14 protein-coding genes are annotated in these 19,125 nt (G+C 62.5%); 3 read left to right on the top strand and 11 right to left on the bottom strand.

Translation table 11 applies throughout. The annotated features are described in order from the left end of the window. The first annotated feature begins 68 nt into the window (after positions 1-68). Positions 69-1,253, top strand: coding sequence for an acetyl-CoA C-acyltransferase (locus tag KUV41_RS14710; protein ID WP_222238116.1), 1,185 nt, complete (start codon positions 69-71; stop codon positions 1,251-1,253). Positions 1,254-1,378: 125 nt separating this feature from the next. Next, positions 1,379-2,548 (top strand): MFS transporter, encoded by a 1,170-nt coding sequence (locus tag KUV41_RS14705; RefSeq protein ID WP_222486631.1) that lies wholly within the window; start codon positions 1,379-1,381, stop codon positions 2,546-2,548. 314 nt (positions 2,549-2,862) lie between these two features. Here KUV41_RS14705 and pstB read toward each other — a convergent pair whose 3' ends face one another. From pstB to KUV41_RS14675, 6 genes are all read right to left on the bottom strand, one after another. Beyond that, on the bottom strand, positions 2,863-3,672 hold the full coding sequence (pstB, locus tag KUV41_RS14700) for a phosphate ABC transporter ATP-binding protein PstB (RefSeq protein ID WP_206939114.1): 810 nt from the start codon (positions 3,670-3,672) through the stop codon (positions 2,863-2,865). A gap of 63 nt (positions 3,673-3,735) precedes the next feature. Further along, entirely contained in the window at positions 3,736-4,902 is a 1,167-nt protein-coding gene (gene pstA, locus KUV41_RS14695) for a phosphate ABC transporter permease PstA (RefSeq protein WP_222162979.1), read from the bottom strand. Between the two features lie 17 nt (positions 4,903-4,919). Next, the gene (gene pstC / locus KUV41_RS14690; RefSeq protein WP_206937123.1) at positions 4,920-6,176 is read right to left on the bottom strand and encodes a phosphate ABC transporter permease subunit PstC; all 1,257 of its coding nucleotides are present in this window, start codon (positions 6,174-6,176) and stop codon (positions 4,920-4,922) included. Positions 6,177-6,283: 107 nt separating this feature from the next. Continuing rightward, positions 6,284-7,297, bottom strand: coding sequence for a PstS family phosphate ABC transporter substrate-binding protein (locus KUV41_RS14685; protein ID WP_222486630.1), 1,014 nt, complete (start codon positions 7,295-7,297; stop codon positions 6,284-6,286). Between the two features lie 258 nt (positions 7,298-7,555). Continuing rightward, entirely contained in the window at positions 7,556-8,314 is a 759-nt protein-coding gene (locus KUV41_RS14680) for a sulfite exporter TauE/SafE family protein (RefSeq protein ID WP_315900595.1), read from the bottom strand. Next, a complete protein-coding gene (locus KUV41_RS14675) occupies positions 8,311-9,510 on the bottom strand; it encodes a Bcr/CflA family multidrug efflux MFS transporter (protein WP_222486629.1) in 1,200 nt (399 codons plus the stop codon). Before KUV41_RS14675 ends, KUV41_RS14680 begins: the two co-directional genes overlap by 4 nt. 242 nt (positions 9,511-9,752) lie before the next feature. Here KUV41_RS14675 and tal point away from each other — a divergent pair, with 242 nt between their 5' ends. Continuing rightward, complete coding sequence (gene tal / locus KUV41_RS14670) at positions 9,753-10,691, top strand: transaldolase (protein ID WP_206937116.1); 939 nt, start codon at positions 9,753-9,755, stop codon at positions 10,689-10,691. A 265-nt stretch (positions 10,692-10,956) separates the two neighbouring features. Here the strand turns inward: tal and KUV41_RS14665 are convergent, their stop codons facing one another. From KUV41_RS14665 to hrpA, 5 genes are all read right to left on the bottom strand, one after another. Continuing rightward, positions 10,957-11,466 (bottom strand): STAS domain-containing protein, encoded by a 510-nt coding sequence (locus KUV41_RS14665; RefSeq protein WP_206937113.1) that lies wholly within the window; start codon positions 11,464-11,466, stop codon positions 10,957-10,959. Beyond that, the gene (locus KUV41_RS14660; protein WP_222162976.1) at positions 11,453-12,646 is read right to left on the bottom strand and encodes a PP2C family protein-serine/threonine phosphatase; all 1,194 of its coding nucleotides are present in this window, start codon (positions 12,644-12,646) and stop codon (positions 11,453-11,455) included. Before KUV41_RS14660 ends, KUV41_RS14665 begins: the two co-directional genes overlap by 14 nt. A gap of 12 nt (positions 12,647-12,658) precedes the next feature. Continuing rightward, positions 12,659-13,429: a VacJ family lipoprotein gene (locus tag KUV41_RS14655; RefSeq protein WP_206937108.1), complete on the bottom strand. Its 771-nt coding sequence runs from the start codon at positions 13,427-13,429 to the stop codon at positions 12,659-12,661. A 324-nt stretch (positions 13,430-13,753) separates the two neighbouring features. Next, positions 13,754-14,881 carry a beta-ketoacyl-ACP synthase III gene (locus KUV41_RS14650; RefSeq protein ID WP_222486628.1) on the bottom strand — a complete coding sequence of 376 codons (1,128 nt, stop codon included), beginning with the start codon at positions 14,879-14,881 and terminating at the stop codon, positions 13,754-13,756. Between the two features lie 155 nt (positions 14,882-15,036). Further along, positions 15,037-19,059, bottom strand: coding sequence for an ATP-dependent RNA helicase HrpA (gene hrpA, locus KUV41_RS14645; protein WP_315900594.1), 4,023 nt, complete (start codon positions 19,057-19,059; stop codon positions 15,037-15,039). Positions 19,060-19,125: the final 66 nt, after the last annotated feature.

The raw sequence follows: 19,125 nt of genomic DNA, 5'->3' as shown, positions 1-19,125 counted from the left end.
CAACAACCACAATACCGTCATGGCCGGTCCTTAACGGGCCAGGCCATCAAGGTCACAGGAGGCACGCCATGCACCCGACCGACATCGTCTTTCTTGCCGCCGCCCGTACGCCCATGGGCGGCATGCTCGGTTCTCTTTCCAGCAAGACTGCTCCAGAACTGGCCGCCTGCGCGATCGCCGCGGCTATCGAACGAGCCGCCATCCCCCCCGACGCCATTGAAGAAGGCATCTTTGGCTGCGTTCTGCCGGCGGGCGTCAAGCAAGGGCCAGCACGCCAGGCCATGCGTCAGGCAGGCATTCCCGACCAGCGCGGCGCCACCACGATCAACAAGCTATGTGGTTCCGGCATGAAGGCCACCATGCTGGCCCACGACCTGATCAAGGCCGGCACGGCCGAGGTGATGCTGGCCGGAGGCATGGAGTCCATGTCCAACGCACCTCATGTCTTGACGAAGGCGCGCAGCGGCTATCGCCTTGGCCATGGCGAACTCAAGGATCACATGTTCCTGGATGGGCTCGAGGACGCCGAGACCGGTCGCCTGATGGGCGGGTTTGCCCAGGACGTGGCCAATGAGCGCGGCTATGACCGGGAACGCATGGACGATTTCGCGATCGCCTCTCTTGAGCGCGCCATGCAGGCCACCAAGGCAGGACACCTGATCGCCGAGATGGCCCCGGTGACCATCACCAGCCGCCAGGGCGATAGTCTGGTCGAGCAGGACGAACAACCCTTCCAGGCTCGCCTCGACAAGATCCGCTCCCTGCGACCGGCCTTTGCCAAGGACGGCACCATTACCGCCGCCAATGCCAGCTCCATCTCCGATGGCGCCTCTGCGCTGATCCTGTCGACTCGGGCGGCGGCCGATCGACTCGGCGCTGTGCCGTTGGCTCGCATGGTGGGACACAGCACCCACTCGCGTCATCCGAGCGAGTTCACCATTGCCCCGGTCGGGGCCATCGACAGTCTGATGAAGAAGCTTGACTGGAAGGTCGACGATGTTGACCTGTTCGAGATCAACGAAGCCTTTGCGGTGGTCACGCTGATGGCCATGGATGACCTCGGACTGCCCCACGACAAGGTCAACGTCTTCGGTGGCGCCTGCGCCCAGGGCCACCCGGTGGGCTCTACCGGCTCCCGGATTATTGCTACCCTGATCCATGCCCTGCGCACCAAGGGCGGCAAACGCGGTATCGCCAGCCTGTGCATCGGCGGCGGCGAAGCGACGGCCGTCGCGGTAGAGCTGATCGACTGATACCGCCTCACCCACTGAGAACGAGGCGGTCATGCGTGCCCATGTGTGTGGCCCGTCATTCATCGACATAGGCCCAAGGCGCCACTGGTGCTTTCGGCCTATGCCTCCCCTCACAGGAACCATGGATGGACCGCTCTCGACTCGCCCTGCCACTGATCGTACTGGCCCAGTGGTGTGGCACCTCGCTCTGGTTCAGCGTCAACGGCGTTGCCGCATCCCTTCGCGATGACCTGGGCTTGCAGGAAGCCGACATCGGTCTGCTCACTCTCGCCGTTCAACTCGGCTTCATCGTGGGCACCTTGGTCATCGCGGGCTCCGGTCTGGCGGACCGCCACCGAGCCAGCCGTATCTTTCTCTGTTCGAGCCTGGCAGGGGCCGCCATCAACCTGGCGTTCGTCCTCGCGGCCTCGAGCCCTGCCCTCGCCGTCGCCTTGCGCTTTGCCACCGGACTTTGCCTCGCCGGCATCTACCCGCTGGGCATGAAGCTGGTCATCGGCTGGACCCCAAAGCACACCGGCGCAGCGCTGGCCTGGCTGGTCGGCATGTTGACCCTGGGCACGGCCATGCCGCATCTACTGCGAGGCGCGACCCTTGACCTTCCCTGGGCCTGGACCCTGGCGCTGGCGTCTCTGCTGGCGGTCCTTGGCGGGCTTGCTGTCGGCCTGCTGGGGGATGGCCCCCATCTGCCGCACACCTCTGGACGGGCGTCGCTGCGCGACGGGCTGGCGGCCTTTCGTGACCTCCAGTTCCTGCGTGTGGCCGGGGGCTACTTTGGTCATTGCTGGGAGCTCTACGCCTTCTGGATGCTGGTGCCACTGCTGGTGAGCCGCGAGGTAACGCGACTTGCGGTGGCCAGCCACTGGACCCCCTGGCTCAGCTTTGCGGTGATCGCGGTGGGTGCCCTGGGCTGTATTGCCGCCGGTGCCTACAGCCGGCATTACGGCAGTGCCAGGGCCGCCAATCTCGCCTTGGCCACCTCTGGCAGCCTGTGCCTGCTCTACCCCCTGCTGGCCAACGTCAACCCGGCCCTGCTGATGCTGTTGCTGATGTTGTGGGGCTTCAGCGTCATTGCGGACTCGGCGCAATTTTCTTCACTGGCCTCGAGTGCAGCGCCCAAAGAACGTATTGGTGCCACCCTGTCTGTGATGAACGCCATCGGCTTCAGCCTGACACTGCCAGGCATCTGGCTTGGCGCCAGCCTGTGGCAGACCCTGGATGTGGCCGTGCTGTGGCTGTTGCTGCCTGGCCCGCTACTGGGTCTGCTGTGCATGCGAGGGGTCGCCAGACCTGCCTGACTGGCGGTGCCTGACGGGCATGGCTGGTTACAGGAATGGCTGTCTACTGGCGTGGCTCTTCTCTACCGGCGTGGCTGTCTCGCCTCACTCGTGGCGCATGGCTTGAGCATCACCGTGCATGCCTTCCGACCGACATCACCGCGCAGAACGACAGCGTAGAGCGTCACCGCGTCATGATCGCCTAACACAATGAGGGAGGCCCCTGGGCCTCCCTCACGGATGTCATGGTCTGCTGACGCTTGTCTGTGCTTGATGACGTCTTCCCGGGTTCACGCGGGATCGGTCAGTGCGCCAGAGCTACCATCATCACTGGTCTAGCCGTAGCGGCCGGTGATGTAGTCCTCGGCCTTCTTGGTATGCGGCGTCGAGAACATGGTCTTGGTGTCGTTGTACTCAACCACTTCACCCAGATGGAAGAACGCGGTGTAGTCCGCCACGCGTGCCGCCTGCTGCATATTGTGGGTCACGGTGATGATGGTGAACTGCTGCTTCAGCTTGTCCATCAAGTCTTCGATGGTGGCAGTAGAGATCGGATCCAGTGCCGACGTCGGCTCATCCATAAGAATCACGTCAGGCTGCACGGCAATCGCCCGTGCAATACACAGACGCTGCTGCTGTCCACCGGACAGCGATGTTCCCGGCTGGTGCAGCTTGTCCTTGACCTCTTCCCACAGCCCAGCGTCACGCAGCGCACGCTCGACAAGCTCATCCTGATCGGCCTTGCGGCTTACCAGGTCATGCATCTTGGGGGCATAGACAATGTTGTCGTAGATCGACTTGGGGAACGGATTGGGCTTCTGAAAGACCATGCCGACCCTGCGACGCAAGGCGACTTCGTCCATCTTCGACTCGTTCACGTCGCGACCGTCCATTTCGATCAGACCCTTGATGCTCACACTGGGGATCAGATCGTTCATGCGGTTCAAGCAGCGCAGAAAGGTCGACTTGCCACAACCCGACGGCCCGATCAGTGCCGTCACGTTCTTCTGGTAGAGATCCATGTTGATCGACTTCAGCGCGTGGAAGTCGCCGTACCACAGGTCCAGGTCTCTCACCCGAACGCTCAACTCATGATTGGCGTCGTCGTTGCGAGTGACCGGCTGGCCGGGCTGATCCTGCTTCATCACGTTCTCTCCGCGCTGGGCAACTTTCATGTTCATGGCAACGTATCCTGTTTGGGGGCCGCTTTACCAGCGCCGCTCGAATTTCTTGCGCAGCACCACAGCGGTGGCGTTGAGCGTGATGAGAACAGCCAGCAGCACCAGAATGCCGCCCGACGTCTTCTCGATAAAGGCACGATCCGGCTCACCCGCCCAGGTGAAGATCTGCGCCGGCAGCACGGTCGCTGCGTCGGTAAACGAAGTGGTCACATCTGGAATGAACGCCACCATGCCGACAATGATCAGCGGCGCCGTTTCCCCCATGGCCTGGGCCAGGCCGATGATCGAACCGGTCATGATGCCGGGCAGTGCCAGCGGCAGCACATGGTCACGCACCATCTGCCAGCGAGAGCATCCCACGCCAAAGGCGGCGTGGCGGATCGAGTCTGGCACGCTGCGCAGAGCGGTACGGGTGGCGATGATGATCACCGGCAGTGTCATCAATGCCAGGGTCAGGCCACCAATCACCGGAGACGAGCGTGGCACGCCAAAGAAGTTGATGAAGATGGCCAGGCCCAGCAGGCCAAACAGGATGGACGGGATCGCCGCCAGGTTGTTGATGTTGATCTCGATCAACTGGGTAAAGCGGTTGTCCGGGGCGAACTCTTCTAAGTACACCGCGGTCATGACGCCGATGGGGAATGCCACCGCCAGGGTGACCAGCAAGGTCAACACCGTGCCCATGGCCGCCGAGGCGATACCCGCCAGTTCAGGCATCTTGGAGTCACCGCTGGTGAAGAAGGTCGTGTTGAACGGCAGCTCCGCTCGGCCCTCTTCCTTCAAGCGATCGACCACCGCCTTCTCCTTGTCGCTGAGCCTGGCGTGGTGTCCCTTGAGATATTGGTCCACCTGGCCATCTGCCAGCACCCACTCCATGCGGGTCGTTCCCAACAGGTCCGGATTGTCACGCATGCGCCCGGGGATCAGGCGCAGGTATCCACGGCTGACCAGCGGTCGAACGTCCTCATTGACCGCGGCCAGAGGTAGCTGGCTCGCCTGCTCGGAATAGTCCACTTCCACCTGGATCTTGGCCTGCTGGAAGGCGGGCAGCCCCTTGACCAGCATGTCGGCGAAGAACAGCACCAGGAACAGTGCCGCCAGGCCAAGCGCCCCCATGGAAATCCACTTCAGCCGAGCCGACTTGCGGTGGCGTGCGCGGAGCTGGGCGCTGATGTCGTCGAAGGATTGTCTCATTGCTTGGGCTCCACGGCTTACAGGTTGTTGACGCGATACTTTTCGCGGAAGCGACGAATCATGATCACCGACACCAGGTTAAGGCTCAGCGTCACGACGAACAGCACCAGGCCAAGGGCAAAGGCTGACAGCGTCTCGGCACTGGCGAATTCCTGGTCACCGGTCAGCGCGGCCACGATGCGCACGGTCACGGTCGTCATGTCCTCGAGGGGGTTGGCCGTCAGGTTCGGGCGCATGCCGGCTGCCATGACCACGATCATGGTTTCGCCCAGGGCGCGGGACACCGCCAGCAGCGACGCCGAGATGATCCCGGGGAGTGCTGCCGGGACGACGATATCGCGGATCATTTCGCCCTTGGTCAGGCCAAGTGCCAGCGACCCTTCGCGCATGCTGTTGGGGACCGAGTTGATGACGTCATCCGACAGCGAGGAAATGAACGGAATGATCATGATGCCCATGACGATCCCCGGGGCCAGGGCATTGTTGAACGACGCCTCTACACCGAAGAAGCCAGCAATCCCGACGATGATCGGCGCCACCGTGATGGCAGCGAAGAAGCCGTACACCACCGTGGGGATACCGGCCAGGACTTCCAGCACCGGCTTGGCGAAGGTACGCACCTTGGGCGGCGCATATTCGGCCATGTAGATGGCAGCCAGCAGGCCGATGGGAATCGCCACCAGCATGGCGATGAAGGTAATCATGAAGGTGCCGGCAAACAGCGGCACGGAACCAAACTGCGCGGCGCTGGCGCCTTCTTCTGCACGACCTGCCGCCGCCAGGAAGCTGGCGCCCGGATTCCAGGTCGTACCAGTAATGAAGTCCCAGAAGCTCTGCATCTGGAAGAAACGGATCGCCTCGAAGACGATCGACAAGAGGATCCCCAGGGTCGTGAAAATGGAGATCAGCGCGGCGCCGGCCAGAAAGAAACGGATCACCCGCTCGATCGCCTGACGCGCGTGAAAGTCGGGACGCACCATGGCGACACCGATCACCAGACCGGCGCAGGCAACGACCAGACTACCTGCCAGCAACAGCAGCGGCGGAATCTCGGCGCCCACGAGCAGCATCACAAAGCTACCGACAGCGCCTACCGCCAGAGCCGGACCCGCCGTGGACATGACGGTGAACCAGCCGTACTGATCGGGCTGGGCGTACATGGAGGTGCCTGAGGCTCGGACCCTGGCCGCCTTGCCGCGGGCCAGGAAGTAGGCGATCAGACCGAGCAGAAGCAGCGAGCCGCTGAACATCGCCAGGAGTTGATTGGTCTGCATGGGTGTCTCTCGGAGTTATGTGCCAAAACGAGCGCATACTCGCTGGAACGTGTACCGGCCGACACCCTATCGAGGATGCCGGCCGGCGTGATCGGGACCCGGGTCCCTTACTTCAGGTCGGCCAGCTCGAGGCTAGTCTGGCTCTCGACGGCGCTGCGAGCCTCTGCACGATCCGCCTCAGGGGCAGGAATCAAGCCAATACCCTTGAGGTAGCCGATATCACCAATCATCTGCTCGCTCATGAAGGTGTTGGCGTATTCGTACATCGCCGGCACGTCGTCGGCGTGCTGGTTCTTGATGTAGAAGAACAGCGAGCGCGACACCGGGTACTCACCGCTGCCGATGGCATCGGGGGTCGGCGCGACACCGTCGATGTTGGAGCCGATCAGGGTGTCGGCGTTCTCTTCCAGGAAGGAGTAGCCGAAGATGCCGAAGGCCGCTGTGTTCTCGGCCAGGCGCTGAACGATCAGGTTGTCGTTCTCGCCGGCGTCGATGAAGGCGCCATCAGCACGGATGTCGGTGTAGCCCTCACCACCGTAGGCGTCCATTTCCTCGGAGACCGCTTCCATTACCAGCTCAGCGAAGGCATCGCGAGTACCGGAGGTGGTGGGCGGACCGTAGACGGCGATCTCGCGATCCGGCAGGGACGGGTCGATCTCGCTCCACTTGGTATAGGGGTTGTCGACCAGCTCACCGTCAACCGGCACCTTGGCGGCCAGGGCCATGAACATCTGCTCACGAGTCACGTCCATGGCGTCATTCTGGGCGGACTGGGCGAAGGCGATGCCGTCATAGCCGATGAAGGCTTCGGTGATGTCGGTCACACCGTTGGCTTCACAGGTCTCGAACTCGGAGGTCTTCATGCGACGCGAGGCGTTGGTGATATCCGGGGTATCGTCACCCACGCCGGAGCAGAACAGCTTCAGACCACCACCGGAACCGGTGGATTCGATGACCGGCGTCGGGAAGTCGGTAGTCGCGCCGAACTCTTCTGCCACGTAGCTGGCGAACGGGTAGACAGTGCTGGAGCCCACGATGCGGACCTGGTCACGTGCCTGAGCGACACCCACCACGCCCATGACGGCAGCAGCGATAGCGGTGGTCTTGAGGATGCGATTCATGGAGAAGTCTCCTGATGATGAGATGGTCAACCTTCGCGATGCACACAATGCCGCAGAAAAATGACAGCTTCATGACAGCCCACCTCGAAACGCAATATGCCCTACCACGCAATACCTGACAGGCGTGTCCCAACGGCTGACATTCCGTCTCGGCTCCCGAGACACCGGTCGCCACACTTCCTCCCCCCTCCCCTAAAAAAACGCCGCCCGTCGCCTTGCGGCAGCGGGCGGCGTTGTCGCCGGCGCGATCAGAGGGGATCAGCTCAACAGCAGTCCAATCGCCGCCGCAGCGCATAGGGTCAAGGATGCCCCTTGCAACAGCCGTCTCGGCAGTCGTGGCGCCAGCGCGGCCCCCAGCCCATGGCCCACCAACACCATCGGCAGAAAGCTCAGGCTGACCGCCAGCAACCACAGCGGCACCTTGCCCACGGCGGCAAGGCTTGCCAGCGTCATCAGCGACGATATCAGGAAGAAGGCCGCCAAGTTGCCCCTCAACCGATCCATCGGCATGCCATGCATCAAAAGGACGATGGGAGGACCTCCGATCGCCGCGACGGCGCCAAAGATTCCCGAGAGAAATCCCGCACCGAACAGCGAGCTGCGGTTGACCGGCAGGCGTAGCTTGAACAGGGTGACCAGCACGGCGAACAGCACGATGGCGGCGATCATGACTTCAAGGGTTGCCATGGGGGCGATCAACAGCAACCACACCCCCAGCAAGGTGCCCGGCACCTTGCCGACCAGCGCCATGGAGATGTCACCCATCGCCACTTCGCGACGATAGCGCCTGACCACCAGGCACGACACCAGAAAACCGTAGACCACCAGCACCACCGGCACCATGGCGGGAGCCTTCAGCAGTATCAGTGGCGCCCCGACCACCGCCATGCCAAACCCGGTGGTGCGCTGTACGAAGCACCCGAGTGCCAGCACCCCACCGACCCACAGCCAGGTCCCAAGGGTCAATTCACTGAGCGCCCACCACTGCAGCAGGCAGCTCCATGCTGCCTCGATCACGACACCACCTCATCGAGCTTGGGGGGGCGCCCCGCCAGCACACGCAGCCCCACATTCCCGATCACGGCGACCGTGACCATGGCGATGACCATCGGCCAGGCCGAGTCGATTTCAAAGGCCGTGACCAAGGCACCGGACAGTGCGGCGCTGCTGAACTGGATGCTGCCCAGCAGCGCCGTGGCCGTGGCACTCATATGACTGAAACGCTCCAGCAGCGAGGAGATGGCGTTGGGAGAAATAAGGCCGACCACCCCAAGAAAGGTCATCACCAGCGGCACGACCGTGTAGATCGAGTCCAGTCCGGTGGCGACCAAGGCCATCAAGCCGCAGGCCGCGACCAGCTGAATCGCCAGGCCCAGCCGTAGATTCTGCTGTGGGGTGCGCCTGCGCAGCAGCCGGATATTGACGCGATTCGACAGCGCCATGATCACGACATTCGCTCCAAACACAAAGGGGTAGGCTGCCGGCGACAGCCCATAGTGTTCCATGTACAGGAAGGGCGACGACGTCACAAAGGCGAAGATTCCCGCAAAGGATGCCGCGACAGCAAGGATGTAGCCCATGGCCCGACGATCGATCAGCACACTGAGATAGTTGCGCAGCACCTGCCGTGGCGATGCCACCGGCGCGTCCACTGGGCGAGTCTCTGGCAGAAAGGCACCCAACAGCCACATCAGGAAGGCGGCATAGACGGCCAGGAAGACAAAGATCAGCCACCAGTCCGCCACATACAACAGCAGACTGCCGACCATGGGCGCTACCAGAGGCGCCAGCATCAGAATCATGGCCATGGTCGACATCACCTTGGCGGCTTCGCGGCCACTGAAGCAATCCCGCACGATCGCCGCGGAATTGACCACACACGCCCCTCCCCCCAGCGCCTGGACGAACCGCCACACCAGCAGTTCGGTCAGCGAATCGACGCTGACAATCACCAGACTGGCAATAAGAAACAGGATCTGCCCTGCCAGCAATACCGGCTTTCGCCCGATCCGATCCGACAGGGGGCCACAGGTCAGCTGACCTACGGCAAAGCCCACCATGAAAACGCTGAGTGACAGCTCGGTATGGTGAACGCTGGCCCCGACCGTCTCTGCAAGCGCCGGCATGGCGGGCAGATACGCATCGATCGCAAAGGGGGCAAGTGCAGTATTGGCGGCGACCAGCAGCGCCACTCGTCGAGCATTCAAAGACACGGACACTCCATGACAATAGAAAGACGTCTAGACGACGAGGCGTTTCGCCGTCACCAGACGATGATAGATGACAGGACAACCCATATGCCGCAGCGACGACCGGAGGGTCGCACCAGGGCCAGGCCATGTGCCGACGGCCTCACTCCCTCGCGCTCGGCAGCGCTCGCGGCTGTTGTCAATCTCATCCGCTTGATACAGTAACCCCAGCCCACCGACACCTTCTGACATTGGAGAAGAGCTGCATGGCAGATAATCTGCTCGATCAACTGAAAGCGATGACCACCGTGGTCGCTGACACCGGGGACCTGGACGCCATCCGTCGCTTCCAGCCCACCGACGCCACCACCAACCCTTCGCTCATCCTGCAGGCCGCCGGCCACGACGACCGACGCGCACGTCTGGCCGCGATTGCCAAGGAAGCCAACGACATTGACGACGCCCTGGATGCGGTGGCGGTCGAAATCGGCAGTGAAATCAGTGAGCTGGTACCCGGTTATGTGTCTACCGAGGTCAGCGCACGGCTGTCGTTCGACACCGATGCGACCCTGGCGCGCGCTCACTCACTGATCGAACGCTATGGCCGCCACGGTGTCGGCGCCGAGCGCATCTTGATCAAGGTGGCATCGACCTGGGAAGGCATTCGTGCCGCCAAGGTACTCGAGCGCGAAGGCATTCGAACCAACCTGACCCTGCTGTTCAGCTTCGCTCAGGCTCAAGCCTGCGCCGACGCCGGTGTCACCCTGATATCCCCCTTCGTCGGCCGCATTCTGGACTGGCACAAGGCGCAGCAGCCCGACGCCGACTTCTCCGGCGACAACGATCCTGGCGTTCAGTCGGTGAAGCGCATCTATGACCACTACAAGGGGCACGGCTACTCCACCATCGTGATGGGTGCCAGCTTCCGCAATACCGATGAGGTCAAGGCGCTGGCAGGCTGTGACCGCCTCACGATCTCGCCCAACCTGCTGGAAGAACTGCAGAGTGCATCAGGCGACCTGCCTCGTCGACTGACCGCCAGTGACGCCGAGACCCGCCCGCCGGAACCGCAGTCCGAGGCCGACTTCCGCTGGGCGATGAACGAGGACGCCATGGCAACCGAAAAACTGGCAGAGGGCATTCGCAAGTTCATGGCCGATCAGCGCAAGCTGGAAACCCTGCTCGCTGACCTGCGCAGCAGCTGATCCGGCCGTATGTGGCCAACGCTCCGGAGGTCGTTCAAGGACATGAGCGAAAGTCCGGGGCGCTGGCCCACGGCAGGTCGAGCTACGCCCTCGCGAGGTCAACGCTGAAACGCTTGTGGTTCTGGCTCTGGTTCTGGTACCAAACCGGGCTGCGTGACGCCCTGGGCACGCCAATTGGCAACACACCAGCCCCAGACTCACGTTTAGACACTGGGGCTGCGACACCAGCCCTGCGAATAACAGGCTACCCGTTGACGCGCCGACATCAGGCCTTGTGCGCGCTCTCGCTCTGCGCTTCGAGCATCTCCACCAGGGGCTGAAATTGCTCCTGATTGTGTTCGTTCATGCGCATCAGAATACGATGGGCCTCGAGAATGCGCTGACGTAACCCTTCTTCATCAGCTGCTACCTCGGGCAATTCCTGCAGTTCGTCGACTTCGGCAATGGGCCGTTCGACCAGGGTAAAGAAGCTGCCGAAGCCCATCACCTCCAGCATGCGCTTGACGTCAGGGTTGTCGGCCACGATGGTCGGAGACTGTTCGAGCTTGCCCCGCAGGGCCATGGCGACCTTGGCGAGAAAGCCCAGCGCCGTCGAGTCCACATTGCTCGCATCCCGCAGATCAATCATGACAGCCGTCAGCCCCGGCGTCTGTGCCAGTTGCTGGGCTTGATGGTCCAGTGTTGCGCACAGCGTGAGGCGGACATCGCCACACAGCTTGAGCACGAACACACCAGAATCAAATGCTGCCTTCAGGCGGCCTTCATGCACTTTCATCGCCAAACCCGCTCACCAACATGATCGTCAAGTCGTCAGGCAGCTCTTCGCGACCCGAGGTGGGGTCGGCGAGCGCTTCTTCATCACTGGACAAGGTGCCCAAGGCCAAGCCTCGTCGCAGCGTATCCAATGAATCGCTGCTGGCGACCCGCTGCTGCAATTCGTCCAATCTCGCCTCCAGGCTAGCCCCCGGCAAACACTCCAGCACGCCGTCAGAGCACAGCCATAGAGAAAAATCGCTCGGCAGGTCACAGCCAAGCGTCGGGTAGCACACGTCAGGAAACAGCCCGACTGGCATGCCTTCTCCTTCCAGCGTCACCACACCTTCGCTCGTTTTCAGCAATGGCATCGGCAGCTGGGCCCCCAATGAATAGTGTAGATAACGCTTCTGCTGGTCGATAACGCCGACAAACAGGGTGGCATGCTTGCCGATCCCGGTATCCAGAAGTTCCCGGTTCAGTTGCGCCAGCCACCTCGGCGGCAAGGCCTCTGGGGCCTCTCCATTCCACTCGCCTTGCCATCGGTTGAACAGGTACTTGAGCAACACCGTCACAAAGGCGGAAGAAGCACCGTGACCCGACACGTCGGCAAAGTAGAATAACGTATACCGCTCATTGTACGCCTGGATATCGAGAAAGTCGCCGGACAGATAGAGCGATGGTGCCAACCAGTAGTCACACCCCACCCTGCCGAGCTGCTGTGGACGCACGGGCAGCATTCGCCGCTGAATCTGCCCCCCCGCCTGCTGATCCAGCCGCAGCATGGCCAGGTGCGTCTCCAGGCTTTCATTGAGCTCTTCCAGACGCAGCCGGTCCTGCTCGCGCTCTCGGGCCAGGCGATTGACATCGACCACCCGACGTATCATGCGCCGCAGCAAGTGAGCGTGACGCAGGGGCTCGATCACGTAATCGATCAGTCCGGCATCCACCGCCTTCAGCAGATCGTCGTCGCGACGATCTTCGCTCACCACCAGAGTCGGCCAGCGCTCGGCCAGGGTCATCCACTCGCGACTCGGCACCGCCAGCGAGTGGGCCACCACCAGTGCCGTCGTCTCAGGCAGCTCTGCTGCACTCGCCGCGGCGAACACCGCCAGGCCATCTCGTGCAATGGCATCCACCAGGGCGTCGCGATGACGGCCCGGATGGTCGATGACACCGATCAGGGGCTTGGCAGCTAGCATGGTCACGCGGCCTTACTCGGCGAACGCATCTTCGTCGTAGTCAAAATCATCGTTGATGAAGTTGTCCTCACCCAGCTGGCCATCGTTGACCTCGAACATGCGGCGCTGCAGCCAGGCATCTCGAATGAAGCTGTACCGGTCGCCACGAATCAGGTCTTCCTGGTCAAGCAGCTGCGCCCTGGCGTCCAGTAGCTCGAGCCCGCGCAGCGAATAGCGCACGGTGTCGTCTTCCACATAGGTCAGCGGATACGAGTACCAGTCCACCGGCAGCGCTGCCGTGTCACGCACCGTGCTTGGTCCAAGGAACGGCAGCACCACGTAAGGCCCCTCGCCGACACCCCAGGCCGCCAGGGTCTGACCGAAGTCCTCGGTATCGGCCGTAAAGCCGGCATGGCTGGCGGGGTCGAGCAGGCCACCGAGGCCAAAGGTGGTGTTCATCAAGAACCGCATGCTGGAATTGCCGGCATTGGCGGGCTTGCCTTGCAGCAGGCTGTTGAGCACCGTGCGCACTTCACCGAGGTTGTCGAAGAAGTTGCTCACCCCCCGCTCCAGAGGGTCCGGGGTGATATAGCGATAGCCCTGAGCAGCCGGCTTCAGCGCATACCGATCCAGGACATCATTGAAGGCAAACACGCGGCGGTTGAAGCCTTCCCAGGGATCCGCCGGGTTAGGCTCACTATTCACACCGCTGCTGGCGCATCCACTGACCGCCAGTGCGGCTGCCAGTACCACAACGCCCTTCGGCGCACTTTTACTCAGGACACCGCATTCATTAGCGTTCATTTTCGACTGCCTCCATTGCCTGTCCATGTCACCATCATCACTTTGAGGGCGCCAGCGCTCGACATCACCGCCTGACCTGGCGAACCCTCCTACAGCATGTGGCATCGCCAGACAGGCTTGCCATTCACCCGTAGCATGCCGTGTCGTCGAGGCACACTACCGATTATTGTTTCCCTGCGTCTTCTACTGTCGCGCTACGGGCCCTGTGACCAGCCACCTGGACCGCTACCGGCGTCCGCCGTCGGATCCAGGGGTTGGCGACCACCATCGGGGCTAGGTGGTCGCCGCGGCACTCCACCTTTGCCGTCCTGGCAAGGGCTTGTCTCAGCGTCGTCGAATCACGCCGCAGCCCGCACTGTAGCCCGCGCCGAAGGAACACACCACCCCGAAGGCACCCGGTTCGAGATCCTGATGATGCAAATGGAAAGCGATGACCGAACCAGCAGAGCTTGTATTAGCGTAACGATCAAGGATGATCGGCGCTTGATCCAACTCAGGCTCGTGGCCAAGGACACGCCGTGCGATGAGATCATTCATATGGCGGTTGGCCTGATGCAGCCATAGCCGTGACACCGACGAGGGCGTGATCTGCAGGCTGGACAGGTGATCTCGAATCAGTTCGGCGACCATCGGGCAGACGTCCTTGAACACTCGACGCCCCTCCTGCACGAACAGCTTGTCCACCGCCAGCGGATCGCTGTCGGTCACCCGATTGAGGAAACCCGCATTGTTGCGAATCGCATTGGAGAACCGCGTCAGCAGCCGGGTACCGACCACCTCGAAGGAAGATGCCGCCGTTGCTACCTCCTCGCTCTCCAGGACCAGCGCGGTGCAGGCGTCACCAAAGATGAAGTGGCTGTCGCGATCGCGGAAGTTGAGATGGGCGGAGCACACCTCGGGGTTGACGACCAGTGCGCGCCGCACGCCCCCGCCGCGGATGGCATTGACGGCATTGTCGATGGCGAAGGTCGCTGACGAACAGGCAACGTTCATGTCGAACGCGTACCCTCCTGCACCTAGCGCCTGCTGCAGCTCCACCGCCACCGCGGGGTAAGCGCGCTCAAGGTTCGAACAGGCCACAATCACCAGATCGATATCCGCCGCTGCAACACCCGCGCTATCCAGCGCCTGACGGGACGCCGCAAGGGCCATCTCGCACTGGATACCCGGGGCGTCATTGGCACGCTCGTCCAGCTGGGGACGCATCCGTTCGGGATTCAGGATGCCCTCGGCATCGAGCACATAGCGGCTTTGGATACCGGACGCCTTGACGATGAACTCGCTGCTTGAATGGGCAAGCGGCTCCCGCTCTCCGGCGTCGATAGCGGCTTGCTGGCGCGCATTCTCGGCATCCACCCAGGCGTTGTACGACGCCACCAGCGCATCGTTATCGATGGCATTTGGCGGCGTATAGAGTCCGCTGCCGGTAATCAGCACCTTCGCTGGGGTCATGCCTTTCTCCTTCATCGGGCAGCTTGCATGCCACCTTGCTGTCGCGGCCTATCAACGACCGCTTAGATTCACGTCACGCTCCATCGTTGCGCCAACGCCTGCACGAAGCAACGTCATTGGCTCACTACTCGAGCTGTCGCTCATGTCGGACCGAATCAGGCCCGACCTGTCAGCTCTGCCCAGCGTTTCGCCAGGCGTTTCTCTGAGACCGGCATGGCGGTACCGAGTTGCTGGGCAAACAGCGACACCCTCAGTTCCTCGATCCACCAGCGGAATTCCACCAACGCAGGATCTTCGACATCGCCGCGCTTGTCCGCCTGACGCCTGGCGTCCAGTTTCGCTTCGAAGTCCTGCACCGCCTGCATCAGCATCTGATCCCGAGAACGCTCCCTTGGGGCCTTCTCCAGACGCACCAGGGCCGCCTCCATATAGCGCGGATACGCCTCCAGCCATGGTCCTGCCGCCGTGACGAACCCAGGATGCACCAGGCGCTGCATCTGTGCCTTGAGATCACTGTATACCAGTGCCAGCGAGAGACTGAGGTTGCCCTTCAACGCCTTGGTCACTGCCAGATGGCCCTTGAGCGCTCGCTCCAGCACCGCCACCATGCTCTCGGCACGGGGTAGCATGTCCTGCTCGACAGCGGCGATGCGCTCTTCCAGCGCGGCCGCACTGCGAGGCAGTGGATCTACCGCCACCACCTGGGCAAACACCGCCGTCACCACATCTTCCGTCAGTGCGCGCTTGCTGCCTACCTTGGCGAACAGTAGAGCACAAGTTGAAAGCCCTTGAGTCCGCTCGATGGCCCTGACCAGCGATGGGCACAGGTCCATGGCGGCCTTGACCACGCCGAGGCGATGGGCTTCTCGCGCCTTGTCAGGATGGTCGAACAGCTCAAGCCTCAGGCCCTCTGCCCCAGGCACCAGCGCCGGAAAGGCCTCGACCCGAATACCCGCCTGCTGGGTCACCCGTGACTCACTGAGTGCATCGCGGGGAAAGGTCGTGAGTTCGACCTGTTCTTCCACACTCTTGGCCAATGCCCTGGCGCCCTCGCTGGCAGCTTGCTCAAAACGGCGCTCCAGCGCGCGCAGGTCTCTGCCCTGCCCCAGTTCCTTGCCAGCGTGGTCCACCACCTTGAGATTCATCACCAGATGATCCTCAAGCTGGTCCCAGCGCCAATCATCCTGGGTCAGGCGCACCCCTGTCTTGACCCGCAAGAACTCCGCAAGCGCCTCGGTCAGACTCCCCTGACCGGGTACCAGCGCCTCCAGGGCAGCGTCGACCCAATCCGGAATCGGCACGACCTGACGGCGAATCGACTTGGGCAGCGACTTCAGCAACGCAATGCACTTGTCGCGCAACAGGCCTGGCACGAGCCATTCCAGTCGCGCCGGATCCAGTTGGGACAGCATCGCCGCAGGCACGGTCATGGTCACGCCGTCGTCCTTGGCACCAGGAGCAAAATGGTAGCTCAAGGGATAGCGCACGCCCTCGATGACCAGCTCATCCGGATAGGCCTCGCCGGTCACATCCAAGGCGTCCCTGGCCAGCAACGCCTGTCGGTCGAACTTCAACAGTTGCGGGTCATCACGCTCCGCCTTGCGTCGCCAGGCCTCGAACCCCTTGCCGTTGACGATATCCTCGGGCAGACGCGCGTCGTAGAAGTCAAACAGCTGCTCTTCGTCGACCAGAATGTCTCGCCGCCGGGCGCGATCTTCCAGATCCTCGACCTCGTCGATCAAGGCACGGTTATGCGCAAAGAAACTGCCCTTGGTGCGAAACTCACCTTCGACCAGCGCGCGGCGAATGAACAGCTCGCGACTCTCGGCCGGGGCGATGGGGCCGTAGTGCACCTTGCGACGACTGACGATGGGCAGGCCAAACAGGGTGACCTGCTCAAAGGCGACCACCTGAGCACGTTTCATTTCCCAGTGAGGCTCGCTGTAGCTGCGCTTGACCAGATGACCTGCCAGCGGCTCTATCCACTGCGGATCCACCTTGGCCACGGTTCTGGCAAACAGCCTGGAGGTTTCCACCAATTCCACCGCCATGACCCATTTCGGGGTCTTCTTGGAAAGCCCCGATGCAGGATGGATCATGAACTTGCGATTACGCGCGCCCAGGTATTCCCGGTTTTCGTTCAGCGTCCCCAGGTGACTGAGCAGTCCCGCCAACAGCGCCTTGTGCATGGCAACGGTCTGCGCGCGTTGAGCCTCATGCTCGCGCTGGTCTGCCTCATCGGACTCGGCCGGTAGCTGCTGTCGCGGCGGTGGCACCTGAATATCCATGTCACGCAGCAGTTGGCGCAGCTGACGGAAGGTGTCATGCCATTCCCGCAGGCGCAGGTAATTCAAGTAATGATCGCGACACCACCGGCGCAGGCGATTCCCGGACAGCTCGTCCCGAGCGGTCTCGAACCCTTGCCAGAGGTTGAGCAGAGCCACAAAGTCCGACTCCGGATCCTGCCAGCGCCGATGCGCCTGGTCCGCCGCTTCACGCTTGTCCGCGGGCCGGTCACGCGGGTCCTGCACCGCCAGCGCGGAGACCACCACCAGCACCTCCCGCAGGCTGCCATGCTCGTCGCCTGCCAGCACCATCCGTGCAAGACGGGGGTCGATGGGGAGTCGCGCCAGGCGCCGACCGATCGGCGTCAGCCGCCCCTTGTCATCGACCGCGCCCAGTTCGAACAGCAACTTGAAGCCATCGGTGACAAAACGTGAATCAGGCGGATCGACGAACGGAAACGCCTGGATGTCACCCAGCTTGAGCGACAGCATCGACAGGATGACCGACGCCAGATTGGTACGGCGAATCTCAGGGTCCGTGAATTCCGGGCGCGCCAGAAAATCTTCTTCGTCATACAGCCGAATACAGACGCCTTCCGCGACGCGCCCGCAACGCCCCATTCGCTGATTGGCACTGGCCTGGCTGACGGCCTCTACCGGCAGGCGCTGAATCTTGGCGCGGTAGCTGTAGCGGCTGATTCGCACAAGGCCCGGATCAACGACGTAGCGAATGCCTGGCACCGTCAGCGACGTTTCTGCCACGTTGGTGGCCAGCACGATGCGACGTCCACCGTGGGGCGCAAACACGCGATTCTGCTCAGCATTGGAAAGGCGGGCGTAAAGCGGCAAGACCTCGGTGCTCTTGAGGTCGGCACGCCTGAGCACATCGGCGGTTTCGCGGATCTCACGCTCTCCCGGCAGAAACACCAGAATATCTCGCGGTCCATGAAACCAGCGCTTTTCCCGCTCGATGGCTTCAATCTCCTCCACCGCGTGGAGTATGCCTTCGCTGAGAGACCGGTCTTCTTCGTCCTCGGCGTCCCTGATCAAGGGGCGATAGCGGACTTCCACCGGGTAGGTACGCCCCGACACTTCCACCACAGGGGCAGGCTGGACAGAGCCGTCGGCGTGACGAGTCGCAAAATGCTGGCTGAAACGCTCCACGTCGATGGTGGCCGACGTGATGATCACCTTGAGGTCCTTGCGGCGAGACAGCAGTCGCTTCAGATACCCCAGCAGAAAGTCGATGTTGAGACTACGTTCGTGAGCCTCGTCGATGATCAGCGTGTCGTAGCGCAGCAGGTCAGGGTCCTGCCGGGTTTCCGCCAGCAGAATCCCGTCTGTCATCAATTTGACCAGGGTGTCATCGTTGGTCTGATCGGTGAAGCGGACCTGATACCCTACCTGCTCGCCGACGGGCACCTGGAGCTCTTCCGCCAGGCGCGTGGCGACGGAGCGCGCCGCCAGACGCCTTGGCTGCGTGTGTCCAATCAAACCTCGACGACCGAGGCCCAGCTCAAGACACAGCTTGGGCAGCTGGGTCGTCTTGCCAGAGCCGGTCTCGCCCGCCACTACCACTACCTGATTCGAGGCCAGCGCCTCCAGGATGTCCTGCCGACGCTCGGCGACGGGAAGTGCTTCGGGATACTCCAGCGTCACTGGACGCTCGCGGCGCTGCTGCAGGGTGCGGTTGGAGCGCTGCCATTGGGCTTCCAGCTCCCCTAGGCCGCGGTCAATGGGTTTGTCTTCGCGCAAGCGACGCGCCAGGCCAGACAGTCGCTTGGTCAACACGGGCCGGTCGCGCAGCATCACCTCATCGAGGCCTGAGCTCAGGCGTTCGAGTCGCGCGGCGGCAGTGGTATCTTGCGGGGAAGTGGACGTCGAACTACACACGATAGGGTCGCAGGCTCCAGGTGGGCGTGAGCGTCGCTCCGGTCAGGACGACGGCGCCCTTCGCGA

The organism is Halomonas sp. DP8Y7-1 (assembly GCF_019801685.1).
Classification (GTDB): domain Bacteria; phylum Pseudomonadota; class Gammaproteobacteria; order Pseudomonadales; family Halomonadaceae; genus Halomonas; species Halomonas litopenaei_A.
Note: the sequence above shows the minus strand (reverse complement) of the source record. Positions and strands in the feature narration are given on the sequence as shown.